This is a genomic window from Pseudarthrobacter sp. NIBRBAC000502772 (genome assembly GCF_006517235.1).
Classification (GTDB): Bacteria; Actinomycetota; Actinomycetes; order Actinomycetales; family Micrococcaceae; genus Arthrobacter.
Genome location: NZ_CP041188.1, coordinates 1,803,469 through 1,828,101 on the forward strand (window position 1 = coordinate 1,803,469; position 24,633 = coordinate 1,828,101).

The window sequence follows — 24,633 nt, forward strand, 5'->3', positions numbered from 1 at the left end:
CTGATCGGGGAGGCCAGTACATGGAGCGAATTTCGCACCGGTTGTATGGGAGGCCGGACCCGGCCTCCAGGCCGAGCCGCCTCACCAATAACAATTCCGGGCGTGCCCGGGGCTGGAGTCGATGTGGCTAATTCTGAACAACTGCCCGAAGCCGTTTTTGACCAGGGACAGAAAGCTACCTCTCGCGCCACGCGAGCCACCTCACAAGCCGGTGCAGCAGACGAAACATCTGCGGCCGGTTTTGCTGTCTCCGGAAGGGACGCCACCATTAGCACGTTCGTCATTGACACCTCCGTCCTGCTCTCGGATCCACGGGCGCTGCTGCGCTTCGCCGAGCACGAAGTCATTGTTCCGATCGTTGTCATCACGGAACTTGAGGGGAAACGGCACGACCCCGAACTGGGCTACTTTGCCCGCAAGGCGCTCCGGCTGCTCGATGATCTCCGGGTAAAACACGGTGGCTTGAGTAAACCCATCCCCATCGGAAACGAGGGCGGCACCCTCCTGGTGGAGCTGAACCACATTTCCGCTGACGTGCTCCCCTTGGGTTTCCGCAGCGGCGACAACGACAGCCGCATCCTGGCCGTGGCCAAGAACCTGGCCAATGAAGGCCGGAACGTCACCGTGGTGTCGAAGGATCTCCCCATGCGGGTCAAGGCCTCCGCCATGGGACTTACTGCCGACGAATACCGCAACGAGCTCGTGAAGGATTCGGGCTGGACCGGTGTCGCGGAGGTGGAAGCCAGCGAGGAGGAAATTTCCACCCTGTACGGCCACGAGCCGGTCTTCATTCCCGCGGCCGCGGAAATGCCGGTCAACACCGGGCTGGTGATCCTCTCCAACCGGGGCTCAGCCCTGGGCCGGGTGGGCGCTGACAAGCAGGTGCGGCTGGTCAAGGGGGACCGGGACGTATTCGGGCTCCACGGTCGATCGGCGGAACAGCGGCTCGCCATCGACATGCTGATGGACCCCGCCGTCGGAATCGTTTCGGTTGGCGGACGGGCCGGCACCGGCAAATCCGCGCTGGCCCTGTGTGCCGGCCTGGAAGCGGTGCTGGAACGCCGCGAGCACCGCAAGGTGATCGTGTTCCGCCCGCTCTACGCCGTGGGTGGCCAGGAACTGGGCTACCTGCCCGGCTCCGAGTCGGAAAAGATGAACCCCTGGGCCCAGGCGGTCTTTGACACACTCGGCGCCCTGGTCAGCCAGGAAGTCGTGGAGGAAGTCATGGACCGCGGCATGCTCGAGGTCATGCCGCTGACCCACATCCGCGGCCGTTCCCTGCACGACGCCTTCGTGATCGTCGACGAGGCCCAGTCACTTGAGAAGAACGTCCTCCTCACCGTGATGAGCCGCATCGGCCAGAACTCCAAGATCGTCCTCACCCACGACGTCGCCCAGCGTGACAACCTCCGCGTAGGCCGGCACGACGGAATCGCCGCCGTCGTCGAAACCCTGAAAGGACACCCCCTCTTCGGCCACATCACCCTCACCCGCTCGGAGCGCTCCCCGATCGCAGCCCTGGTAACAGAGCTCCTCGAAGGCGCCGAGATCTAAGGTCCTGTCCCGGTACCGTCCGAACGCCGGGTCACCCTTCCTCTGCGTGCTGCTCGTTCCTCGCTCTGACGCACGCTGCCGGAAGGCTGACCCGGCGTTCTCGTGCGTCCCGGACAGTCCCGCAGGAAGCGGCACGAGAGGTGACCGACGCACACGGCAGGCCCCGGGCCTTCTCGTAGGAGCGCATCGCGGCGCATCGGGCCGTGGAGGTCGCCCAGCGACCGAAACGGCCCCTATGCGCTGTGTCTAAGCGACGGAGAAGGTCCGGGGGCTGACGGACCCAGCTACGGGCCACTCTGTGAAGCGGCGCGGCGGGAGGTGTCTAAGCGACGGCGAAGTGCTCGGGGCGGACGAACCCAGCCGCCGCCCGGCAGTCAGCCGACGATGAGGAACTTAGCTGCCGCTTCGTGGCCTTCTACTTTGAGGGTCCAGTCGGGGCGTTTGAAGGTTGCGGGGGTGAGGCGCACTTTTTGGACTTCGACGGCCTTGCCGCCCCAGGATTGCCTGTTGGTGCCGTTGAGTTCATAGCCGAGGGAGCGGGACACGCCCAGGGAGGCGGCGTTCCAGGCGGCGGCTTCGGATTCGGCCACTTCGGCGCCGAGCCAGTCGAATGCGTAAAGCGCGACGGCGGCCCGCATCTCCGTGCCGAGCCCTTGGCCGTGGAGGGACTGCTTGAGCCAGGAGCCGGTGCTGACGGTCTTGAGGGTGGCAAAGTCCTTGGCACCGATGTCCTGGCAGCCGATGAATTCGTCCTGGTACCAGATGCCCAGGAGCAGGGTCCAGTCCTCGGGTGTGGCCTGGCCGCGGCAGCGCCAGTACCACTGCGCCATGTTGTGCCCTAATGCTTCCGGCGGCAGTTCCGTCCACGGAGTGCTGAAGGGGCTCCGGCCGGGTTCGTGGACTCCGCTGGCGGCCGCTGCAACTGCGGCGGGAATATCGGCGTCGGCGATGGGACGCAGTACCAGTCGGGGTGTGGTCAGCTCGAGGCCGAAGAGGGGCCAGATGGAAGTCAGCGCGGTCATCAGGGAAGCCTAGCCCAGGGCGGCCAAGGGCGTCTGTCAAACGCCGGTGATGCCTGGACCAGGACTGTGATCAGGCGCGGATGTCCCAGCTGATGTGGCGGCGGACGTCCGTAAGGTTCATGGACTCGGCCACGAACAGGTCGTCCAGCATGTATTCGTCCACCGCGAGGATCCGGATCCAGTGCCCGTAATCCGGGGTTGCCGCTTCCATTGACTGGCTGGCCACGCAGACGCCGGTTTCCAGGTCGATCCGCACCCGGTTGCTGCCGGGCAGGCAGAGCGGAGCGGCGGGATCCGCTGGATGGTAGGACGCCGTAGGCGTCACGGTTGCCTCCAGCGCCGGCCGGCCATCGTGATCCACTCGGCGCACGGTATCGATCTCCACGGCGTTGGTGCCCGGGAACTCAATGGGGACCGGTGCGTTCCCGGCGAGTTCCACGGGATCGAGGGCAGCCGAGAAACGGCCGTTCCCGAAGCCCGGTTCGCCGTATGCTGCCTCCGGCCGGCGCCTGACCAGGCCGCCGTCGTCGTAAACGGGCGCTACGAGGTGGGGCGGCAGCAGCCAGGACTTCCGGGTGGCGCTGACGTACAACCCGTCCTTGGAATCGTTGATGCCGGTGGTGCTGTGGAGGACAAGCCGGTCGGCGGTTTCCAGGCGCAGCGCCCCGGGCCGGCGCAGCCAGGCGCGGACCAGGGGAGCGGACGGGTCGGGGACGTCGGAAAACGGTTCATCCCAGTATTCAAAGCGCAGTGACTGCCATTTCCAGGGGGAAGACCGGCAAAGGTTCCGGAACATGGTGCTCAGGTCTGCAGCCGCGGCGTTGCCCTCCGGATCCGGCCGGCGCCTGGTGTCCCATGTCGACATATCCACAGTTTACGCGTGGGCTCTGCGGTGCGGCGCGCGAATCCAGTAGCATCCGAGGGGTGATCCGACGACTCGATGGCCTGTGGGACGCCACCCCGCTGGCGTTCTGGCTGGTGCTGGCCGCATGTGTCTACTTTTTGGTTATGGCGGCCCGGCTGACGGTGATTGACGTTCGCCACCATCTGCTGCCCAACCGGATTGTCTTCCCGTCCTACGGTGTGGCGGGGGTTCTGTTGCTCGCGGCGGCCTTGGTGCACGTGATCGCCGGTCCTGCCGCGCTCGCGGGGTCACCCGACGCTGCTGCCGAGCTAATGGGGATCCCGGCGCTTCGCATCCTGGCCGGGGGCGCGGTGCTGTGGGCCTTCTATTTTGTCCTGCGGATGGTTTACCCGCCCGGCATGGGCTTTGGCGACGTGAAGCTGGCCGGCGTACTGGGGATGTACCTTGGCTATCTCGGCTGGGGGCACGTTTTTGCCGGGACCTTCGCGGCTTTCCTGCTGGGGGGCCTCTGGTCCATGGCCCTGCTGGCGGCCCGCCGCGGCACCTTGAAGTCTTCCATCCCGTTCGGCCCGTTTATGCTCGCCGGCGCCGCTGCCGCCATGCTCCTGCCCGCTTAGCGCGAGAGGACACTTGCGGCCCAGGTCCGCAGGCGCGACGAAAACAACAGGGGCGCCGCAACCCCCCAAGATCGCGGCGCCCCTGCAGGCTTTTTACTGCGGCTTCCGCCGCTATGGCTTATAGCCTTGCGACGCCGTTCAGCGGCGCTGGGAGACCAGCTCGCCGTCGTCGTCCTTCAGGCTGTCCGCGGCGTCCGGGACGGCAACGGGCTCCTTCTCCGATCCGTCCTCCAACAGGGCCAGGTGCTCTGCTTCCAGGCGTTCTGCTTCCTCGCCGCCGATGGCCTCGCCCCGGGCCACCATGCCGGCGGTGCCCGAGAGCGGGATCTGCTTCAGGGTGATGGCCAGGATCAGCGCGAGGGCGATGAACGGTACCAGATACCAGAAGACCGGGGCGAGGGAGTCCGCGTAGGCGTTCACGATTGCGTCGCGCAGCTGGTCCGGCAGCTGGCTCAATGCCTGCGGGTCCAGGGTGCTGGTGGACTGTGAGGCCTGTTCCGCGGACGCTCCGGCGCCGGTGAACTCGCTGGTCAGTGACTCCGAGAGACGGTTGGTGAAGATCGCGCCGAACACTGCAACGCCCAGGGACGCGCCGACTTCGCGGAAGTAGTTGTTGGTGCTGGTTGCCGTGCCGATCTGATCGGCGGGAACAGAATTCTGCACCACCAGGACGATGACCTGCATGATCGAACCCAGTCCTGCGCCGAACACGAACAACTGGACGCAGATGACCCAGATGGGCGTTTCGGCGGTCAGGGTGGTCAGCCACAGCATCGCCGCTATCGTCAGGGCGGCGCCGAGGATGGGGAACATCTTGTACTTGCCGGTCTTGGAGATCCGGATGCCCGAATAGATAGCCATGCCCATCAGGCCAACCATCATGGGCAGCATGAGAAGCCCGGACTCAGCCGCAGAGGTCCCGGAGGACATCTGCAGGAACGTGGGGACGAAGGCGATGGCGGCGAACATGCCCAGGCCCAGGGTAAAGCCGATGGCCGTGGCGTTGACGAAGATCCGGTTCTTGAAGAGGCTGAGCGGGATGATGGGATCCTCCGCGCGGCGTTCCACCATCACGAAAGCCGCGGCGGAGAGGAGCATTCCGGCGCCGAAGGCCCATGTCAGGGGTGAATCCCAGCCTTCGTCCTTCTTGCCGCCGAAGTCGGTGAAGAAGATCAGGCAGGTGGTAGCTGCGGACAGCAGGATCACGCCCAGGATATCGATCCGCTTTTCGGCCTTCTTGTTAGGCAGTGTCAGCGTGAACCAGGCGGTGACGAAGGCGGCGATGCCGATGGGGATGTTGATGTAGAAAGCCCATTCCCACGTCATGTGGTCCACGAAGAATCCGCCGAGCAGCGGGCCGGCCACGGCGGAGAGGCCGAAGATGGCGCCCAGGGGACCCATGTACTTGCCGCGGTCCTTCGCCGGGACGATGTCCGCGATGATCGCCTGCGAGAGGATCATCAGGCCGCCGCCGCCCAGGCCCTGGATGGCGCGGAAGATGACAAAGCCCCAGAAATCGGTGGCCAGGGCGCAGCCCACTGAGGCGAGGGTAAACAGGGCGATGGCTACAAGGAACAGGTTCCGGCGGCCCAGGACGTCACCGAACTTGCCGTAGATGGGCATCACGATGGTGGTGGCCAGCAGGTAGGCCGTGGTAATCCACGCCTGGTGTTCGACGCCGCCGAGCTTGCCAACGATCGTGGGCATGGCGGTGGAGACGATGGTCTGGTCGAGGCTGGAGAGCAGCATGCCGGCGATGAGCGCCGAAAAGATGATCCAGATGCGTTTCTGGGTCAGCAGCAGCGGGCCGGCTGCGGCCTTGGGGCTGGCAGCGGTGGTCATGAGTGTCCTTCTGCGGGTACGGGTTCGTCGAAGTGCTGGGAGAAGAGTTGGCGGGCCGCTGCGATGTTTTCGAGCAGCAGCTCCTGGTAGGGGCGCCTGTTGCCCTCGGAGAAATAGGCCATGCTGCTCTTTCTCGCGATGTTGCCGAGCAGGACAACGGCCATCTGGACCACGGGATGGTCCGGCTCAACGCCCTCGCGGGCGGCGAGGACGCGGGCGAACTCGGCCTCGCGTTCCCCGGTGGCGCCGATGATGCGGAGCATCAGCTGCGGTTCCTTTTTGATGACGCCGATCAGCTGGCGGGTTTCCTCTTCGGAGGCTGCCATGTTTTCGGACAGTTTGAGCGAGAGGCCGATCAGGTCCTGGAACAGGGTGTGGGAGATCTCGCCGGACGGGGACGACGCGCCGCCGGCGATGAAGCCTTCGATGACGTCCTGCGGGATTTCATCGTCCACGTGGCCGAGGATGGCGTCTTCCTTGGTGGGGAAGTAGTTGAAGAACGTGCGGCGGGAGATGTCGGCCAGCTCGCAGACTTCCTCAACGGTGTATCCGTTCAGGCCCCGCTCTGCCGTCAGTTTCCGGGCGACACCGGTAATCGCGGCCCGCGTTGCGGCGCGCTTGCGCTCGCGGAGGCTGCCTTCGATTTCTGCACTATCATTCACAAAGTAAAGTTTTGCACTCATTTTATGATAGTGCAAACTTGGGCTTCTGCCCGCTTAAAGAACGACGGCGGCCGCCCGCCTTCGTGATGAAGGTGGGCGGCCGCCGTCGTACTTTATTTACGCCTTGTGCGGCGGGCGCGTCATGGACATTACGTCCAGCGCGGTGTCCAACTGCTCTTCGGTGACTTCGCCGCGCTCCAGGAAGCCCATGGCGACGACGGTCTCACGGATGGTGAGGCCCTCGGCCACGGCCTTCTTGGCGATCTTCGCGGCGTTCTCGTAGCCGATGTACTTGTTCAGCGGCGTCACGATCGAGGGGGAGGCCTCGGCCAGGAAGCGGGCGCGCTCCACGTTGGCGGTGATGCCGTCGATCATCTTGTCCGTCATGACGCGGCTGGTGTTGGCCAGCAGGCGGATGGACTCGAGCAGGTTGGCGGCCATCACGGGGATGCCGACGTTGAGCTCGAAGGCGCCGTTGGTGCCGGACCAGGCGATGGCGGTGTCGTTGCCGATGACCTGGGCGCAGACCATGATGGACGCCTCGCAGATGACCGGGTTAACCTTGCCCGGCATGATCGAGGAGCCCGGCTGCAGGTCCGGGATGGCGATTTCGCCGAGGCCGGTGTTGGGGCCGGAGCCCATCCAGCGGAGGTCATTGTTGATCTTCATGAAGGAGATCGCGATGTTGCGCAGCTGGCTTGAGCCTTCGATGAGGCCGTCGCGGTTGGCCTGGGCCTCGAAGTGGTCGCGGGCCTCGGTCAGCGGCAGGCCGGTGTCCGTGGCGAGCAGTTCGATGACGCGTTCCGGGAAGCCGGCAGGGGTGTTGATGCCGGTGCCCACCGCGGTGCCGCCGAGCGGAACTTCGGCAACACGGGGGAGGGCGGCGTTGATGCGCTCGATGCCGTAGCGGACCTGGGCTGCGTAGCCGCCGAACTCCTGGCCGAGCGTCACCGGGGTGGCGTCCATGAGGTGGGTGCGGCCGGACTTGACGACGTCCTTGAACTCCACGGCCTTGCGCTCCAGCGACTCGGCCAGGTAGCCGAGCGCCGGGATGAGGTCGTTGATCAGGGCCGAGGTGGCGGCGACGTGGACCGAGGTGGGGAAGACGTCGTTGGAGGACTGTGAGGCGTTGACGTGGTCGTTCGGGTGGACAACTTTGTCACTCCCGGCGGCTTTGAGGGCACGCGTGGCCAGCTCGGCGAGGACCTCGTTCATGTTCATGTTCGAGGACGTGCCGGAACCGGTCTGGAAGACGTCGATGGGGAAGTCGCCGTCGTACTTGCCGGCAGCTACCTCATCGGCAGCCGCAGCGATCGCCTTGGCCAGCTCGCCGTCGAGCACCCCAAGTTCTGCGTTGGCCTGCGCGGCAGCCTTCTTGACCCGGGCCAGCGCCTCGATATGCGCGCGTTCCAGGGTCTTGCCGGAGATGGGGAAGTTTTCAACTGCACGCTGCGTCTGTGCACGGTACAGGGCGTTCACGGGGACGCGGACTTCGCCCATCGTGTCGTGTTCAATGCGGAATTCTTCAGTGGAAGTCATGGGGCTAGCTTAGGGCGATCGGGGGCCCGGACTAAAACCGTGAACCGCATGCTACGGGCAATGATTCGGGCTGGGCCTAGACCTCGCCGATCCCGGAAACCACGTTGGCGTGGCCCTCGGCGAGGCTGTAGGAGAGGCCGATCACCGCGGCGCGGCCGTCCTCGATTGCGGCCGAAATCACACGGGAGCTGTCCACCAGGCGCTTGGATGTCTGCTTGACATGCTCCACCACCATGTCGTTGATCTCGTGCTCGCCGTTCCGCATGGACGTCAGGACAGAAGGCGTGATGCGCTCCACCAGGTCCCGCATAAAGCCCACCGGCATGTTGCCGGTGTCCACTGCGGACTTGGTGGCACTGACGGCGCCGCAGCTGTCATGCCCCAGCACCACGATCAGGGGCACCCCCAGCACACTGATGCTGTACTCGAGGGAGCCCAGGACGGCGTCGTCAATCACCTGGCCGGCGGTGCGCACCACGAAGGCGTCCCCGAGGCCGAGGTCGAAGATAATCTCCGCAGCCAGCCGGGAGTCTGAACAGCCGAAGATCACGGCAAACGGGTGCTGGTTTTCCACCAGCGACGACCGGCGGGACGCGTCCTGGTTCGGGTGGGACGATTCGCCGGCAACAAAGCGTTCGTTGCCTTCGCGCATGCGGCGCCAGGCAAGGGCGGGGGTCAGGTAGGTAGCCACGGGCTTACTTTACGGGGCAGTGCTGGCTGACGGTGAAACTGTGACGGCCGGGTTGGCGTCCATGGACTGCACGACGGCGGTGGCGAGTTCGGCGAATTCGTCCAGCTGGGCGCTTCCCGTCAGGACAACGGTGGTTCCGCGGTAATTCAGCACCATGCTCTTCTCGCCTTTGCCGGTGTCACGCAGCTCCCAGTCCTGTCCGCCCGCCGCACGCGTTCCCGTCACGGGAGCGCTCTTGGTCTGCTGGACGAGCCAGGTGGGGTTGGACTGGCGGGTCTGGACCAGGCCGATGAAGGACTCGTTCGGTGTCAGATAGCCAACTTCCCACGTGGGAACGCCGCTGCCGCTGCCCGACTCCCATCGGGCGTAGTTGGACCTGAACGACATGCCGGTGTCCGGCGTTACGGGTGTGAATCCCGCCACATCCGTGGCGTTCCGGGCCACCGCGCCGACGTCGATGTTCGGGCGGAATCCGTCGCTCTTGGGGAGGGGGTTCATCAGGATGATGGGCAGGAAGGCGGCGATGCTGACCACCAGGGCAACGATCATGCCGATCACGGAGGCATTGGCGCGCTTCGCCGCGGCGGCCGGGATTACTGGGCGGACAGGGGCTGCGTCGGCCGTGCCGGTGCGGTCGCCTTTAGCTCCGGAGTCGGAGGGGTCGGGCCCGGGGCTGGTTTTTTCCTGCATTTCACTCACCCCTCTATAGTCGCCCATGTTTACGCGCAACTCACAGTCGGGGGAGTGGGGGAGGCTCAAGGTCCATGTTGCAGGACTGCGTCATGCCACACCCCGGAGGCGCTGCCACGACTATGATCAGTACCAGAGGAATCACCGCACCGGCTGAATCCGGCCGAGCGGGTCCAATGATCGCCACTCGAAGAAGAGGTTCACGTGTCACCAGCGCCTATGACCCAGCAGTACTCCACGATTTCCCCCTCCCTGGCTGTGGGCATCGACGAGCCAGACCGCAACCTCGCCCTTGAACTTGTCCGCGTCACCGAGGCCGCGGCCATCGCCGGCGGCCACTGGGTTGGCTTCGGCGACAAGAACAAAGCCGACGGCGCGGCCGTTGACGCCATGCGCTCCTTCCTTCACACGGTCCACTTCAACGGCGTTGTGGTCATCGGCGAAGGCGAAAAAGACGAAGCCCCCATGCTGTTCAACGGCGAACATGTTGGCGACGGCACCGGTCCTGAGTGCGACGTTGCCGTGGACCCGATCGACGGCACCCGCCTGACGGCCCTGGGCATCAACAACGCCCTGGCAGTCCTCGCCGTGGCGGAGCGCGGCTCCATGTTCGATCCGTCCGCCGTGTTCTACATGGAGAAGCTCGTCACCGGCCCGGAAGCCGCCGACATGGTGGACCTCCGCCTGCCGGTCAAGCAGAACCTGCACCTGATCGCCAAGGCGAAGGGCGTGAAGGTCAACCAGCTCAACGTCATGATCCTTGACCGCGACCGCCACCGCCCCCTGGTCGAAGAGATCCGCGAAGCCGGTGCGCGCACCAAGTTCATCATGGACGGCGACGTTGCCGGCGCCATTGCCGCAGCCCGCTCCGGCACCGGCGTCGACGCCCTCATGGGCATCGGCGGCACGCCGGAAGGCATCGTTGCAGCCTGCGCCATCAAGTCGCTCGGCGGCGTTATCCAGGGCCGGCTGTGGCCCACCAGCGACGACGAGAAGCAGAAGGCGATCGACGCCGGCCACGACCTGGACCGCGTGCTGTCCACCAATGACCTCGTGTCCAGCGACAACTGCTACTTCGCGGCCACGGGCATCACCGACGGCGACCTCCTCAAGGGCGTCCGCTACTCCAAGGACAAGGTCCTCACGCAGTCCATCGTGATGCGTTCCAAGTCCGGCACCATCCGCTTTGTCGACGGCGAGCACCAGGCCAGCAAGTGGGAAGGCTACGCCCGCAAGAACTAGCAGGTTCTTCACCCCGCGTACTTCTGCGTGAACGGATACTTGAGGCCCAGGAACTGTGGGCCTCAAGTGTCCGTTCGCGCATGTGCCTTGCCGCGGTAGCCATTCTGGACGTCCCCGGCCGGATGGCGGGATTGCACGGCGGCCCTCACTAGCGCGATGACGAAGGGTCTTTCTCCCTCCAGGTCCTCCTTGAAAACCCTGACTTCCGTCCAGCAGAGCCGTTCAGTGACGGCCCGGCGTTTGTTGTCGGGCCGCACCTGCCTGGCATCCGAGTGATGGGCGCCGTCGTGCATCACCACTTCGCCCGGTTTGAACGTCATCCGGTGGCCTACGACGTTCTGACGCCGGGGTCTGCTGCCTTCCCGCTCCCGAGCCACGTGGATCCGCCAGTCTTCCTGTAGCCAGGGCGGCAGCCCTAACTCCCATATTCTGCCGCCCGAGTGATGCGTGAGCACCGACGTTTCGTCCAGCGCAGTGTACGCCCGGAGGTTGGCCGCGGCACCGGCGCCGCTCTCCAGAGGGATGCGTACACCCCTGGAGGGAATAACGACGTCGGGCTGCCGCTGCCGCTTGCGCGACACCCGAAAGCCGCCGGGGCGGCCGACGTAAACGATCCGGTGAGTAGCTCCTCAGGGAGCGGTGCGAGGCCCATGCTTCAGTGTGCACACCTCTGGCGGTGGCAAAACCGTTATCCACAGGCTTTGTCCGGTCGAATGCACGAAAGGACACTTGCGGCCCTGGACAGAGCGGGGGTGAGGGGGCTTAAGTGTCCGTTCGCGCCGGGCGCGCGGAGCGGGAGCGGAGGGCGCGAAGCTTGTCGCGCAGCTTGCGGGCCAGCTGGTACGCGTTGTACCGGAGCTTTTGAACGGGGAGGTCCCAGGTGCCCGGGTACTCCACCTCGCGGCCACCGAAGGACTTTTTGAACGCGGTGAAGCCTGCCCACTTGTGGTCGGGCTGGTCCGCGGGCGCGACACCCCACAGGTCCACGTGTTTCAGGCCGCGGTCCTTGGCGTCCGCCATCAGGGTCACCAGGAGCGGGATGCCCGCGCTGAGCTTGCGGTGAGTGTCATCCAAGGCTGCGTGGGCGTAGGTCCGGGTATCCGCGGAATCGTAGGCTAAGGCCGCTGCGATGGGACCGCCGTGCAGTTCGGCGATGAACAGCGTCGCAGCGCCTGCCGGCATGAGGGAGGCCGCCACCTGCGTCAGGTACGCGTCGCTCTGCGGCTTGAATCCGTTCCGCCGGGATGTCATGTGCAGGAAGTTAAGCAGGATCCTGATGTCATCCGGGTCCTGTGACGCCCGGAAGGTGACGCCCTTCTTGTGGATGTTCCGGTAGAGGTTCCGGTTCACGGGCTTCATCGCGGCCAGGACGTCCTTGAAGTCGCCCTCGAGGTCCACGATCCAGCTGAGTTCAGGCTGCTGGTTCACGGGTGCCGGCTGCAGGCCGCGCCGGCTGAGTTCCGAGGCGGCCGGCATGTCAAGTCCGGCGGACACCGGCTCAATCCGGACAAACACGGCGCCGCACGATCTGGCCGTTGCCACCAGGGCGGCCAGGGCGCCGTCGAACGCCTCCGCGGAGGATGCCACCGGCCCATAGGGGGCGTAGAGGACCTTTCCGGCCGGGTTTTTCTCCTCGACGGCCAGGAAGCTCCAGCCCGGGCCGGACTGCTGATGGACTGTGCGGCCCAGCGACGACTGGACATCCGCCCAGGCAGGCGTCTGCAGGAAGAATTCCACGGCTCAGGCCTTCAGGAATGTGGTCACGGCGAAGGCAACGGCAGGGGACTCGGCACCGGCCACCGGGTGGACATTGACCGGTGCTTCCGCGGCGGGAAGGAAAGCGCTGCCCCCGCGGGCCAGCTGCAGGTCGCCCTTGGGCGAATCGAGATACACCGATCCGGCAACAACAATAACGACGACGGCACCCGCCTGGGCCAGCGGCACCGGCTCCGCGCCGGGTGCCAGTTCGATCCGCTGAAGCTGGAACTCCCGGAAGGGCGGCTGGTAGAGCTCCTGGCCAAGGCCGGAGAATTCCGGCGTGAGCATGGGCACGGCCACCGGCTGGAATTCGATGGTCCGCAGCAGCTCGGGCACATCGATGTGCTTCGGCGTCAGCCCGCCGCGGAGCACGTTGTCCGAGGACGCCATGACTTCAACACCCAAGCCGTGCAGGTATGCGTGCACGTTGCCCGCGGGGAGGTAGACGGCCTCGCCGGGGGCAAGCGAAATCCTGTTCAGCAGCAGCGAAATCAGCACGCCGGGATCACCCGGGTACTTCTCGTTGAGGCTGATGACCGTGGACAGTTCCGCTTGGTACGGTGCCAGCGGAGCGCCGGATATCAGGGCCGCGGCCACCATGGCTGTGGTGTGGGAGACGTCTTCGCCGCCCGTGATCAGGCGCTCGAAGGCGCTCCTGAGGCCGGCGCCCTCGTCCGGGTTCTCCAGGACCTCAAGCAGCTCCACGAGCAGGGGCGGGACCCCGGATTCCACCAGGTCGAAGCAGGCGGCAAGGTGGAGCAGAATCTTCCGGGTTGCAGTCGGCGCCCGGAACCCGCACAACGCTTCGAACGGCGTCAGCGCAAAGATCATTTCGGGCTTGTGGTTGTCATCGCGGTAGTTGCGGTGCGCGGCATCGGGCGCAATGCCTTCAGCATTCTCCCGGGCGAATCCCGCTTTGGCCTGTTCGATGCTGGGATGGACCTGGAGGGACAACGGCAGCGCGGCGGCAAGGATCTTGGTCAGGAACGGGAGCCGCGGGCCAAACTCGGCCACAGATTCGCTGCCCAGGAAGTGTTCCGGATCTTCGGCAATCAAGGCATCCAGCGGTGCCACGGAGCCGTCCACCCGGCGGGCCATCGAGGGGGCGCCGGGGTGGGCGCCGATCCAGAGTTCGGCTTCCGGCCCGCCGGACTCGGGCCGTCCCAGCAGCCCGGCGATGGCGGTGGTGGATCCCCAAGCGTAGTCGCGGAGGACGTTCTCAATTTCGTACACAGCCAGTGTCCGTTCTTGGTTTTCGGTTCGGTGGTTCTACGCAGTCAGGGTTCTATGCAGTCATGACGGCAGCGGGAGCCTACTGCGGCGCGCACTGTCCATTGGTGGCCACGAGTTGGCGGATAGCTTCCTCGTTACCCTCGCGCTTGAGCTGGTTCAGCAGTTCCTCGGTGATCGGTTCGCCGTCGGGCGTTGTAGTCACAGGGGTGAAGTCCGACGACGGCAGCGGGGTTTGCTGCGCGGACAACCCGGCTGGCAGGCCGGCAGCCGGCCGCAATGGCGAGGACGCCTGCAGGCCTCCGCCGACGCTTGATGCCTGCACCATGCTGTCAACGGGTGCGGCAGCCTGTGGGCCCGAAGCTGATGCCAGCAGCTGGTCCACCTTGGCGTGGATGATGTCAAAGTCAGGCACCGTGGAGAAGGACGCGTCGAAGTCGGGCGGGCCGATGGTGAGCCGCTTGACCTCCTGCCCCTTGGCCTTCATGGCGAGATCCACAAAGCTGCCCAGCTGGGACGAGGAAATGTTGGACTCCACAACCTTGGTGCCTGCGCTGGCGATGTCCTCGAATTTGGACAGCAGCGTGGCAGGGTCCAGCTGCTTCAGCATGGCCTGCTGGACACACTGCTGACGCTGGATCCGGGAATAGTCGTCGACGTATTCGCGGGACCGGCCGTACCAAAGGGCGTGCTCGCCATCGAGTGTTTGTTCACCGGCAGGAATCCAGCCCAACGGCATGCCATGGGTGCGCGTAACCTCGTCGAAGTAACCGCTCATCGGGACCCAGCCGCCGGCTTTGATTTTGATGCCGCCCATCGCGTCAATGAGTTTGGCGAAGCCTGCCATATCCACCAGGACGTACGCCTGGACAGTAATGCCCAGCGTTCCTGAGACTGCCTCGAGAGTCGCCTGCGCGCCGGGGTCGTCTACACCCGGGTAGAGGTCGGCGTAGTCGTTCGTCACCTCGGTGTTGATGGCATTGATCAGGCACACATCGCCGCAGTCGTAACCGTCCGGGTAGATCTTCCGCATGGGGGAGTCCTCGCTGAACTGGGCGTTCTGGAGGTTGCGGGGTACCGAGATGATGGCGGTCTGGCCGCTCTTGGCGTCGACGCTGAGCACGGAGAGGCTGTCCGGGCGACGGCCAGTGCGGTCATCGCCGGCGTCACCACCCATCATCAGGAAGTTGTAGCGGCCGTCCACGGGATCGATCGTTGGTCCCCCCGCGAAGATATTGCCAATGGCGTTACGGCCCACGTTCAGCAGGTACGCGGCATACCCAAGCGTGCCGCTGCTCAGAACCAGGGCAAGGACCAGGGCAATGCCGACGGCGGGACGCGCCGCCGGTGCGAGGAGGACCGGGCGGATCAGCCGGAGGGTGTTGATGAACAGGAACGCCCATCCGAGCGCCAGGGCCACCAGGACGAGGATGATCACCAACGAGGCAAACTGATTGGTGAGGATGTTGATCAGGAGCGACCGGTTCGCGGCCAGCAGCAGCAGGGTGACCGCCAGCAAAGCCCAGGCGGCCAGGGTGACGCGCAGGGCAATCCGGCCGAGCTTGCGGTCGCCGGCCACAATCTGGGCGCTGCCGGGCACCAGAAGGGTCATCAGGACCAGGGCAAAGCCCCGTTTGGTCCGGACGGGGGCTGAGGCGCTGGTCGGATACCGGACGGGATCAGTCATGACCTTGCCGGTGGCTGGCTGCTGCGGTTCGCTTCTGGACATGTCCGGATCCTTAACGGCTGCCCCGGAGAACACCATTGCCGTCGGCGAAGACTTCGCTGACTTTCTGCCTGAGGTTGGCTCCCTTGCGGGTGGCGACGTCGTTGAGTTCCTGGGCGAAGTCCAGGAGGTCGGCGCGGAGCGTGGCTGCCAGTTCGTCCGTTCCCGACGCGAGGATCCGGACTGCTAGCAGGCCTGCGTTCCGGGCACCGGCAATGGACACGGTGGCTACGGGAACGCCGGCCGGCATTTGCACGATGGAGAGGAGGGAATCCATGCCGTCCAGGGTCTTCAGCGGGACCGGGACGCCAATAACGGGCAAGGGAGTCACGCTTGCCAGCATGCCGGGAAGGTGGGCAGCCCCGCCGGCGCCCGCGATGATGACCCGCAGCCCGCGTTCGTGGGCGGTCTGGCCGTACCGGATCATTTCGGCGGGCATCCGGTGTGCGGAGACCACATCGGCTTCAAAGGGGATGCCGAACTCAGCCAATGCATCGGCGGCGGCCTCCATGACCGGCCAATCCGAGTCTGAGCCCATGACCAGCCCAACGATGGGACGGGGGGCGGTGCCGGTGGTGGTTTCGGCGGTGGTTTCGGTGGTCATGCGTTCTCCTCGGAAATCCGTGCTGATTCTTCGGTGGGTACCCGGCCGTCGCGGATGATGGCCGCCACCCGGGTTGCGCGTTGCCGGACCGAGTCCACATCATCCGTGGAGGTCCCTACGAGGTTGACATGGCCAATCTTGCGTCCCGGCCGCACTGATTTTCCGTAGCAGTGGACCTTGGCGGCCGGCTCGCTGGCGAGGGCTGCCGGGTAGGCGGAAAACAGATCCTGGTTGTCGCCGCCCAGGAAGTTTTTCATGACCACTACCGGGCCCAGGATGTCGGTGGCACCCAGCGGCAGGTCCAGGACCGCCCGCAGGTGCTGCTCAAACTGGCTGGTAACCGAACCGTCCTGGGTCCAGTGGCCGGTGTTGTGGGGGCGCATGGCGAGTTCGTTGATCAGGAAGCCGACGCCGGAGCCCGGTGTTTCAAAGAGTTCCGCCGCCATGACTCCGGTGACGCCCAGTTCCGTGGCGACGCGCAGTGCCGCGTCTTCCGCAGCCGCGGCGACCTCGAGGGGGATGTCCAGGGCAGGGGCGATGACTTCGTCGCAGACGCCGTCCACCTGGATAGTGTGCACCACCGGCCAGGCTCTCGCTTCGCCGCCCGGGGTCCGCGCCACCAGCGCGGACAGTTCGCGGCTGAACTCAACTTTGGCTTCGGCGAGGAGCGGGCTCATGGCCTCGAACCACGGAGCAGCCTCTTCGGCGGCCTCGGCGGAGTCGATGATCCGCACGCCCTTTCCGTCGTAGCCGCCGCGGGGCATCTTGAGGACAACCGGCCAACCCGTTTCTTCGCCGAAGTCCACGAGCGCGGCGACGTCAGCGACAGCAGCCCAGATGGGGTTTGGGAGCCCAAGGCTGTCGATGGCAGCCCTCATCACCAGTTTGTCCTGGGCATTAACCAGGGCGTCCGGACCGGGCTGGACATTCACGCCAGCGTCCAAAAGCGCGCGGAGGTGGTCCGTGGGGACGTGTTCGTGGTCGAACGTCATAACATCCAGGCCGTCCGCGAAGTCGAGGAGAGTCTGGAGGTCCTTGTAGTCACCCACCGGCGAAGTGGACACAGCAGACACGGCTGAACCGTCCTCAGCCTCAGCCAGGACACGGAGTTCAAAGCCAAGGGCGGTAGCGGCCGGGGCCATCATGCGCGCGAGTTGGCCGCCGCCAACTACGCCGATTACTGGAAAAGTCACATATGCCAGCCTACAGAAAGCTCACCGGATCCGGGCTTTGGGACGTTGAAGGGCCCGCTTTTCGGGTATTTCCGCGATCACCCTTCACTCCGCGTGGGGCGGGTTCACCGATTTCGGGTCTAAAATAGACCTCTGGCCGTGTGGCCCAATGAACTGACGGCCATGGAGGGTCATGTTTAGCGCACTTGCAGATCGTATCCGGGGGCTCGCCTCGCTATTTTGGCGTGAAGTGGCCAAGTTCGGAGCCGTGGGCGGTGTGGCCTTCGTCATTGACTCGGCCATCTTCATCTGGCTGTTCACCGGACCGATGCACGGCAGCGAGGTCTGGGCCAAAGCGGTGGCAACCATTGTGGCAAGCATCTTCTCGTGGGTTGCCAACCGTTACTGGACGTTCAGACACCGCAAGCAGGCCAATGTGGCCCGTGAGGCCGCGCTGTTCGCGGTCATGAACCTGGTGGGACTGCTGATCGCCTCAGGCTGCGTCTGGTTCGCGAAATACATCCTGGACCTGAACGACAAGCCCTCGCTCTTTATTGCCGGCAGTGTCGTGGGCCTGGTCCTGGGCACCATCTTCCGCTTCTTCGCTTACCGGTTCTGGGTCTTCAACGAAGAACTGGATCAGGAGCCGGAGTTCTCCCACGACCACGAGCTCATCGAACGGCACCATCGTGAGAAGGCAGCTGCCGCTGCTGCCGTCGCCCAGCACGGGGAACAGCCGGAGGCAGACTCACCGGAAAGCCGCCGGCAGCAGTCCTAACCCGGCTGTGCAGGGAAAGCTACTTGCCGTGGATGCGTTCCGCGGCCAGCAGCTTGTCCGTCAGTTCCACATCGGCGTGAGCCAGCACCACTGAACCACCGTTGTGCCACGCGCCGAGTGAGTTTGCCAGCGCCGGCTCCAGCCCTTCAGAGGCCGGGACCAGAAGCCTGACGCCTTCCTCATGCGGCGCCGCAAAACCAGTGATCAGGCTTTCGTGGATGTGCCGCTGGCCTCCGCCAGCCCGAATGGCACAGCCGGCCGCCGAAGGGTCCGTGTGCGCCATAAAGACGTCGCCATGGGAGCGCACCTCGGCGGCGTAGTCGATGACTCCGGCAGGCAGCTCACCAGGCCACCGCATCGCCAGGGCTGGCAGCGCGACAGCGATCACGGCGTCGTGCTTCCGCTCAACGGTTCCGGGCCTGTCGGTGACCAGGAGCTCCGCCTCCCCGCCGTCCAGGACTGTTTCCATGCCCAGCTGCCAGGCGGCCAGTGCCCAGATCATTGACTTCCAGTGGGCTGGCAGGTCAAGAGTCAGTCGCATGCCGGGCTCGGCGTCGAGTTCGTCCTGCAGCAGATTGCTGGTTTTTGCCACCCAGTTGTCCAGCACACGACCGGAGAGTTCCACGCGCTCGGAGTCGGGGCCGTACCAGGTCAGGCGGGGCGACGTGGCGTGGCCGGAACGCAGGGTGGTCATCAGATCTATCGCCGGGATGCTCATGGCTTTATCTTGTCACGGACCCAGCGGGGCGTCCTTGGCGGGGATGCCGCGCACGGAGTCCCTATGGGTCCCGGTCAGGTCCGGCCGGGCTGTGATGTTACTCACAGGAGTTTGTCATCTTATTTGTCTAATTCGGGCTGCGTCTGTATTTATTGGCAGCTTTTCAGCGAAGACGGGACCTTTTGGCCGCCGATGTGGACTGTCGGGCCTCCAGCGCGCCGGACCTTTGGAAAACTCCCGGGCGTGGCGTGACCGGGATTGGCCCGGAAAGTTGATTATTATCTGTCCGCGGCTTGACTCCCCAGTAGTTACACGCGTGTAATTAGATATCGAAAGTCACTGCATAAATACGGACACGCAACCGAGTGTCCAGGTATTCAGGCAAGGGCTGCAACATTTGGGGAGGGTCGCCGTGGGGCAAGCAGAGCGTATCCATGAAGATGCCGTCGTCGCCGGAATGGCAACGGCAAAATACCGCGCACGGGGGGTGCCGAGCGACTGGTACGTCGATCCCGCGGATCCCGACGCCGCGGACCGTTACAACCGCAATACCAAAGACCCCCTCCAGGACCAGGCCACAGCCTTCCTGGCGGCGCACGAAGCACTCCTTGACGGCGCACACGACCAGGACGATGACGACCTGGATCCGCCCATGGAACTGCGCACCCCGGCCCAGGGAACAAGTTCCCAGCCGGTGTGGATCGGACTGCCGTTCAGGCAGGACTTCGACGACGAAGGTGAACTCGGCTGGCAGACTGATGCATTGTGCGCGCAAACGGATCCGGAAGCCTTCTTCCCGGAGAAGGGCGGATCCACGCGCGACGCCAAGAAGGTCTGCGGTGCCTGCAATGTGCGGTCGCAGTGCCTGGAATACGCGCTGGCAAACGACGAACGGTTTGGCATTTGGGGTGGCCTTTCCGAGCGTGAGCGCCGGCGGCTAAGGAAGCGAGCAATCTAATTCTTCAGGAAGTACATGTCACTGCCGTTGTGGTGTCCCACAACGGCAGTGCCTATCTCCCCAGAATCCTGGCTGCCCTCGCGGACCAGACCCGGCCCGCGGACTCCCTCATCGGAGTGGACACCGGATCCCGAGACGACTCCGCCGTCCTCCTGGAACGGGCCTTCGGCGCAACCAATGTGAGCACCTTGCCGCCCGGCAGGAGCGGCATGGGCGGCGCCGTGCGCGCCGGGCTCAACAAGTACGCGCCCTGGGAAGGCCAGTCCCAGCGCGCCGCCACAGAGTGGGTCTGGCTGCTGCACGACGATGCGGCGCCGGCCCCGGAGGCGCTGGCCGAACTCCTCAGTGCCGTGGAGCGCGCACCATCCGTGACCGTGGCCGGCTGCAAGCAACTGGACTGGCACTCGGAACGCCGGCTGATCGACGTCGGACTCTCCACCAGCCGCTGGGCCGAGCGGCTTACCCTGATCGATGCCGACGAACTGGACCAGGGCCAGTACAACGGCCGCACTGACGCGTTTGCGGTGAACTCGGCCGGCATGCTGGTCCGCCGTGATATCTGGGAACTCCTGAAGGGCTTCGACCCCGCACTGCCGGGCACCGGCGACGACGTCGACTTCTGTTGGCGCAACCGCCTCGCCGGGCACCGTGTGGTGGTGGTTCCCACTGCACGGATGTTCCACGTCGCCCACCGGCCGCATGCCCAGGGAAACGCTTCCGCGGCGCGAAAAGCCCAGGTCCATCTGCGCCTCAAGCACGCCCCGCTGTGGAAGGTGCCTGTCCATGCGGTCGGTGCGCTGCTTGGCAGCATCTTCAAACTCGTGCTCAGCATTGCGGTCAAGGATCCCGGGCACGGTTTCTCCCAGCTTGTGGCCACATTCGCTGCCCTGGCCCGGCCCGGTGCCGTGGCAAAGGCCCGCCGGACCGCGGCAAACAGCCGTCGGATCCGGCGGTCCGTCATCAAGAAGCTGCAGACGCCCCGGCGTGAAGTCTGGAACCACCGCCGCTCCCTGATGGAAGCCCTGGGCGCCGACAACTCCACGGCCGATGGCCTGGTCCATGACCCCCTGGCGGACCAGCCCACGGGGGACTCATCAGATGACTTCGCTGCCCTGACCACCACCGAACGGGGTTGGGTGGGGACCGGCGCCATCGCCGCTATCATCATCGCGTCCGCGGCTTCCCTCACGGCGCTCACCGGGATGTTCCGGGCCGACGCTGTTTCCGGTGGAGGCCTCATTCCGGTGTCCTCCACCCTTGGCGAAATCTGGCACCACGCCTCCAGCTGGTGGATCAGCCTGGGGGCAGGGCTTCCAGGCAAGGGCGACCCCTTCGGCTATGTGCTGTGGATCCTTGGCCTGCTCGGCGGGGGAGACGCCAACGCGGCCATGGCCTGGCTCCTGCTGCTCGCCGCCCCGCTTTCCGGCCTGACCGCATGGTTTGCGGCCGGGGGCCTGACCATCCGGCGCCGCTTCCGCCTCGTTGCCGCACTCTTCTGGGCGGCCGCTCCCGCCTTGCAGATAGCACTGAACCAGGGCCGGGCCGGTGCCTTGGTGGCCCACATCATGATCCCGCTGCTCGTCCTGGCGCTCCTGCGCGCCACCGGGTCCGCCGTGGGCCACGGACGTTTCATTGTCCCGTCCCCGGATGACCGGCGTTTCACCGAAAAACCACCCGCACGGCCCGGGATCAACGGCATGCCGTCCTGGACTGCTGCCGCTGCCGCAGGGTTGACGCTGGGTGTTGTGACCGCGTCGGCGCCGTCCCTGCTAGTCCCGGCCGTTGTGGTTATTGTCCTCTGCGGGCTGATGCTTGGCCGTCGTGGCCGCACCGTGTGGTGGGCTCTTTTGCCCAGCGCCGCGCTCTTTCTTCCCTTCGGGCTGTCCGTTATCGACCGGCCGCGGGCACTGCTGGCAGACCCGGGTGTTCCGCTGGGATTCGAGCCGGCCCCGCTGTGGCAGCAGTTCCTGGGCCAGCCGCTGCTGTTCTCCGCCGAAGGTGGCCTGTCCGGCCTTCCGTTCTTCAGCGGCCAGGCGATCCCATGGGCACTCGTGCTGGCACTGCTGCTGGCCGTTCCGGTCCTGCTGCTTGCCGTTGCCGCCCTGTTCCTCCCGGGTACGCGTAGCAGGACAGCACGTGTTCTCTGGGTGGCGGCTCTGGTGATCTTCGCCGGTGGCTGGCTCGCAGGGCACGTTGCCACCGGCGCGACTGCCGACACCCTCGTGACCCCGTTCACCGGTCCAGCCGTCTCCGCCGCAGGGTTCGCCCTGCTCGGAGCCGCCCTGATCGGTGCCGAGCGTTTGCTTGATGCCGCGGACCGGGCAGCCTCGCCGAGTATTCGGCGCAACGTGGCCCTTCGCTCCGCGACGGCCCTTGCCATGGTGGTGCTGCTGGCCGGTCCGCTGGCCGGCATGGCGGTGTGGTCGGCCCAGAACCTGCTGCGTTCCTCAGCCGTTGCCCTCCCGGCCGACGTGCCGGCAGGGCCCGCGCTGGGAACGCCACGGCTGGTGCAGCCAGGCAGTGCCCGGACGCTTCCCGCCACCGCCATAGACCGTGGCACCGGGCCGGAGCAGACACGCACGCTGCTGATCAGCACCCAGGAGAACGGTGCCTTTGAGGCGGCCCTGATGCGCGGTGCCGGGACCACCCTGGACAGCTTGTCAACGATTGCCGCCGCCCGGAACATCCTGGGCGCGCCCGGCCAGGAGACGGTCAGGGAGGACGACGACGTCACGGCGTCCATCCGCAGCGTGGTGGCCACGCTGGTGGCCGGCCAAGGCGTGGACCCCCGTCCCGAGCTCGAGCGCCTTGGTGCCGGATTCGTGGTGCTGCGCTCGGCAGATACCGCCGCCCAGCTCACGGCCAGCAGGATGGACGCAGTTCCGGGGCTCGTTGCCGTCGGCCAGACGGATGTCGGCTGGCTCTGGCGGATAACGCCGCTGAACCAGCCGGTACTGCAGCCCGCCGACGTCGCCCATCGCGTCAGGATCGTGGACGGCACGGGCGCCACTGTGGCGCTGGTCCCCTCCAAGTACGACGACGTCGACACCCCCGTCGCCGAGGGACCGGAAGGGCGGCTGGTGGTGCTCGCCGAACGGGCTGACAAGGGCTGGAGCGCCTGGTTCGACGGGCGGAAGCTCACTGCCACGACATCCGGCTCGGCCCAGGCCTTTACCTTGCCTGCCACCGCCGGCCAGCTGACCATCCGCTACGACACCCCGTGGGCCCTCTGGTCCGGAATCGCACAGATCACGGTGATAGGACTCACTGTGATGCTCGCCATTCCCATGCCCGCGCGCCGGCCCAACACGGGGCTGTCGAGGGACGAGGGATCTTTGCGTAAGGAACACCAGAATGCATAAGGACGCAGCCCGCAGGACCCCTCGCAAGCAGATGCTGGCAGGCCTGGTCTCGGCCGTGGCGATTGTGGCCGCAGCCGGCGCGGGACTCGCAGCCTCCTCGGTCGCTCCGCAGCCGGCGGGGAGCCGCAGCATCCCGGCCGTGCTGGCTACAGTTCCCGCAGGCGCCAGCACGGGGGTATGTCCTGGCCCGGCCCGCCTGCTCGAAGGAACGGAGGCGGGCACCGACCCCCAGTTCAGCCCCGAATCCGCGACCGCCAAGAGCGCTGTCACCGGCGCCGTCCTGAGCGCCCCCGGCGGTGTCCTCCCCGGCAGCAGGCTCGCCGCCCTTGACGGAACGCCCGCCGTCGAGATCGCCAAGGACGGCAGCCAGCCCGGCCAGGGGACAGGTCCCCAGGACCTGACCGCCGGCGTCGTCGCCGGGCACAGCGTGGATGATGCCAGCTTCCTGAGCGCCGACGCCCAGGCAGGCCAGAAGCCCTCAGCCGCCGGGCTTATGAGATTCACCGCCACTGACGGTGACCTGCAGGGCTCGGCGGCTGCCAATTGCCAGCCGCCCGCCAACGACCTCTGGCTGTCCGGTGCCAGCACCACCGTGGGCCGCACCTCCCTTCTTGTCCTCAGCAACGCCTCAAGCACACCTGCCACCGTCAGCCTGGAGCTCTTCGGCAGCAAGGGCCAGATCCAGGCCCCGGGCAGCAGGGGGCTGCTGGTCGCGCCGGGAGGTACCCGCTCAATCGTCCTGGCAGGCCTGGCACCTGGTGAAGCCCGGCTCACGGTCCATGTCCGGAGCGCCGGCGGTCCGGTGGCCGCGTCCATCCAGCAGAGTGTCCTGAGGGGACTGACGCCCGGCGGCGTCGACTTCATTGCTCCGGGCGCCGCACCTGCCGCACGGCAGGTCATGACCGGAGTGGACATACAAGACGCCGGCTCGATCTCCGCATTCACGGGAAACAGCGGCTACAACGACGCCGGCCCCGCGCTGGCCATCACGGTTCCGGGACCGTCGGACGCGGTAGTGGAGGTCAAGCTCTTCGGCCGGGACGGCCAGAAAGCCCTCCCCAGCGGCGGCGTTGTCACGGCAAAAGCCGGGGCCGTCACCGAGATTTCCCTGGCTGGTGTCCCCGCCGGCCACTACACGGTGTCCACCAGTTCGGACGTGTCATTTGTGGCCGCAACCCGCATCACCCGGGGCGTCACGAACGGGAAGGCCTCGGACGTCGCCTGGGCTGCCTCCGGTGTCCGGCTGGGAAGCCAGCATGTGGTGCCCGTTCCCCAGGGCGGTGACCGAACCCTCGTGTTCGGCGTCCTCGAGAACCGGGCCACGGTCTCCTACGCCGCCATCACCGCGGACGGCAAGATCCACGCGGCCGCCACTGCCGACGTCGCCGGCGGCACCACAACGTCCATCAAGGTCCCCGAGAAGGTGGACGAGTCGGTAGTGGTGGCGTACGTTGTCTCCGCGTCAGGTGACGCTGCCTACGGCGCGCTGCTCCTGCAGCAGGACGGCCGGGACGACATCTCCACGGTGGCCTTCACGCCCGCGGCTTCAGGTCAGGAAAAGGTGCCGGTCTCCCTGGGATACTGACAGGTCAGTACCGGCGGC

21 protein-coding genes are annotated in these 24,633 nt (G+C 66.0%); 7 read left to right on the forward strand and 14 right to left on the reverse strand.

Features of this window, described 5'->3' with window-relative positions:
* The first annotated feature begins 123 nt into the window (after positions 1 to 123).
* Entirely contained in the window at positions 124 to 1,554 is a 1,431-nt protein-coding gene (locus NIBR502772_RS08505) for a PhoH family protein (protein ID WP_104060990.1), read from the forward strand.
* 374 nt (positions 1,555 to 1,928) lie between these two features.
* Here the strand turns inward: NIBR502772_RS08505 and NIBR502772_RS08510 are convergent, their stop codons facing one another.
* Positions 1,929 to 2,576, reverse strand: a complete 648-nt coding sequence (locus tag NIBR502772_RS08510) for a GNAT family N-acetyltransferase (protein WP_141139857.1) — start codon at positions 2,574 to 2,576, stop codon at positions 1,929 to 1,931.
* A gap of 70 nt (positions 2,577 to 2,646) precedes the next feature.
* Positions 2,647 to 3,441: a hypothetical protein gene (locus tag NIBR502772_RS08515; RefSeq protein ID WP_141139858.1), complete on the reverse strand. Its 795-nt coding sequence runs from the start codon at positions 3,439 to 3,441 to the stop codon at positions 2,647 to 2,649.
* A gap of 59 nt (positions 3,442 to 3,500) precedes the next feature.
* Between NIBR502772_RS08515 and NIBR502772_RS08520 the strand changes: the two genes are divergently transcribed.
* Positions 3,501 to 4,058, forward strand: coding sequence for a prepilin peptidase (locus NIBR502772_RS08520; RefSeq protein WP_141139859.1), 558 nt, complete (start codon positions 3,501 to 3,503; stop codon positions 4,056 to 4,058).
* A 138-nt stretch (positions 4,059 to 4,196) separates the two neighbouring features.
* Here the strand turns inward: NIBR502772_RS08520 and NIBR502772_RS08525 are convergent, their stop codons facing one another.
* From NIBR502772_RS08525 to NIBR502772_RS08545, 5 genes are all read right to left on the reverse strand, one after another.
* The gene (locus NIBR502772_RS08525) at positions 4,197 to 5,900 is read right to left on the reverse strand and encodes an MDR family MFS transporter (RefSeq protein ID WP_141139860.1); all 1,704 of its coding nucleotides are present in this window, start codon (positions 5,898 to 5,900) and stop codon (positions 4,197 to 4,199) included.
* The gene (locus tag NIBR502772_RS08530; protein ID WP_141139861.1) at positions 5,897 to 6,562 is read right to left on the reverse strand and encodes a TetR/AcrR family transcriptional regulator; all 666 of its coding nucleotides are present in this window, start codon (positions 6,560 to 6,562) and stop codon (positions 5,897 to 5,899) included. Before NIBR502772_RS08530 ends, NIBR502772_RS08525 begins: the two co-directional genes overlap by 4 nt.
* Positions 6,563 to 6,679: 117 nt before the next feature.
* The gene (locus tag NIBR502772_RS08535; protein ID WP_141139862.1) at positions 6,680 to 8,101 is read right to left on the reverse strand and encodes a class II fumarate hydratase; all 1,422 of its coding nucleotides are present in this window, start codon (positions 8,099 to 8,101) and stop codon (positions 6,680 to 6,682) included.
* Positions 8,102 to 8,177: 76 nt separating this feature from the next.
* Positions 8,178 to 8,792, reverse strand: coding sequence for a carbonic anhydrase (locus NIBR502772_RS08540; RefSeq protein WP_104060993.1), 615 nt, complete (start codon positions 8,790 to 8,792; stop codon positions 8,178 to 8,180).
* A 9-nt stretch (positions 8,793 to 8,801) separates the two neighbouring features.
* On the reverse strand, positions 8,802 to 9,482 hold the full coding sequence (locus tag NIBR502772_RS08545; RefSeq protein ID WP_141139863.1) for a DUF4245 domain-containing protein: 681 nt from the start codon (positions 9,480 to 9,482) through the stop codon (positions 8,802 to 8,804).
* Positions 9,483 to 9,701: 219 nt separating this feature from the next.
* On the opposite strand from NIBR502772_RS08545, the gene glpX reads away from it, so the two are divergent.
* Positions 9,702 to 10,724, forward strand: coding sequence for a class II fructose-bisphosphatase (glpX, locus tag NIBR502772_RS08550; RefSeq protein ID WP_181037131.1), 1,023 nt, complete (start codon positions 9,702 to 9,704; stop codon positions 10,722 to 10,724).
* 62 nt (positions 10,725 to 10,786) lie between these two features.
* On the opposite strand, the gene NIBR502772_RS08555 is transcribed toward glpX, so the two are convergent.
* The 6 genes from NIBR502772_RS08555 to NIBR502772_RS08580 all read right to left on the reverse strand — a co-directional run bounded on the left by NIBR502772_RS08555 (position 10,787) and on the right by NIBR502772_RS08580 (position 17,187).
* Positions 10,787 to 11,305 (reverse strand): hypothetical protein, encoded by a 519-nt coding sequence (locus NIBR502772_RS08555; protein ID WP_141139864.1) that lies wholly within the window; start codon positions 11,303 to 11,305, stop codon positions 10,787 to 10,789.
* Between the two features lie 181 nt (positions 11,306 to 11,486).
* Positions 11,487 to 12,461 (reverse strand): peptidoglycan bridge formation glycyltransferase FemA/FemB family protein, encoded by a 975-nt coding sequence (locus NIBR502772_RS08560; RefSeq protein WP_141139865.1) that lies wholly within the window; start codon positions 12,459 to 12,461, stop codon positions 11,487 to 11,489.
* Positions 12,462 to 12,464: 3 nt separating this feature from the next.
* Positions 12,465 to 13,715: a mannose-6-phosphate isomerase, class I gene (gene manA / locus NIBR502772_RS08565; protein WP_141139866.1), complete on the reverse strand. Its 1,251-nt coding sequence runs from the start codon at positions 13,713 to 13,715 to the stop codon at positions 12,465 to 12,467.
* 79 nt (positions 13,716 to 13,794) lie between these two features.
* Positions 13,795 to 15,441, reverse strand: a complete 1,647-nt coding sequence (locus NIBR502772_RS08570; protein ID WP_141139867.1) for an LCP family protein — start codon at positions 15,439 to 15,441, stop codon at positions 13,795 to 13,797.
* Between the two features lie 10 nt (positions 15,442 to 15,451).
* Complete coding sequence (purE, locus tag NIBR502772_RS08575; RefSeq protein WP_141139868.1) at positions 15,452 to 16,042, reverse strand: 5-(carboxyamino)imidazole ribonucleotide mutase; 591 nt, start codon at positions 16,040 to 16,042, stop codon at positions 15,452 to 15,454.
* Positions 16,039 to 17,187, reverse strand: a complete 1,149-nt coding sequence (locus NIBR502772_RS08580) for a 5-(carboxyamino)imidazole ribonucleotide synthase (RefSeq protein ID WP_246848785.1) — start codon at positions 17,185 to 17,187, stop codon at positions 16,039 to 16,041. The genes purE and NIBR502772_RS08580 overlap by 4 nt, the downstream gene beginning before the upstream one ends.
* A gap of 220 nt (positions 17,188 to 17,407) precedes the next feature.
* On the opposite strand from NIBR502772_RS08580, the gene NIBR502772_RS08585 reads away from it, so the two are divergent.
* The gene (locus NIBR502772_RS08585) at positions 17,408 to 17,992 is read left to right on the forward strand and encodes a GtrA family protein (protein WP_246848743.1); all 585 of its coding nucleotides are present in this window, start codon (positions 17,408 to 17,410) and stop codon (positions 17,990 to 17,992) included.
* Positions 17,993 to 18,011: 19 nt separating this feature from the next.
* On the opposite strand, the gene NIBR502772_RS08590 is transcribed toward NIBR502772_RS08585, so the two are convergent.
* Positions 18,012 to 18,710 carry a TIGR03089 family protein gene (locus NIBR502772_RS08590; RefSeq protein WP_141139870.1) on the reverse strand — a complete coding sequence of 233 codons (699 nt, stop codon included), beginning with the start codon at positions 18,708 to 18,710 and terminating at the stop codon, positions 18,012 to 18,014.
* Positions 18,711 to 19,122: 412 nt separating this feature from the next.
* Here NIBR502772_RS08590 and NIBR502772_RS08595 point away from each other — a divergent pair, with 412 nt between their 5' ends.
* Genes NIBR502772_RS08595 through NIBR502772_RS08605 form a run of 3 tightly spaced genes read left to right on the forward strand, consistent with a single transcriptional unit; the run spans position 19,123 to position 24,615 of the window.
* Entirely contained in the window at positions 19,123 to 19,668 is a 546-nt protein-coding gene (locus NIBR502772_RS08595) for a WhiB family transcriptional regulator (protein WP_141139871.1), read from the forward strand.
* 29 nt (positions 19,669 to 19,697) lie between these two features.
* Complete coding sequence (locus NIBR502772_RS08600; protein WP_141139872.1) at positions 19,698 to 23,030, forward strand: glycosyltransferase family 2 protein; 3,333 nt, start codon at positions 19,698 to 19,700, stop codon at positions 23,028 to 23,030.
* Positions 23,023 to 24,615 (forward strand): DUF5719 family protein, encoded by a 1,593-nt coding sequence (locus NIBR502772_RS08605; RefSeq protein ID WP_246848744.1) that lies wholly within the window; start codon positions 23,023 to 23,025, stop codon positions 24,613 to 24,615. The genes NIBR502772_RS08600 and NIBR502772_RS08605 overlap by 8 nt, the downstream gene beginning before the upstream one ends.
* Positions 24,616 to 24,633 lie beyond the last annotated feature (18 nt).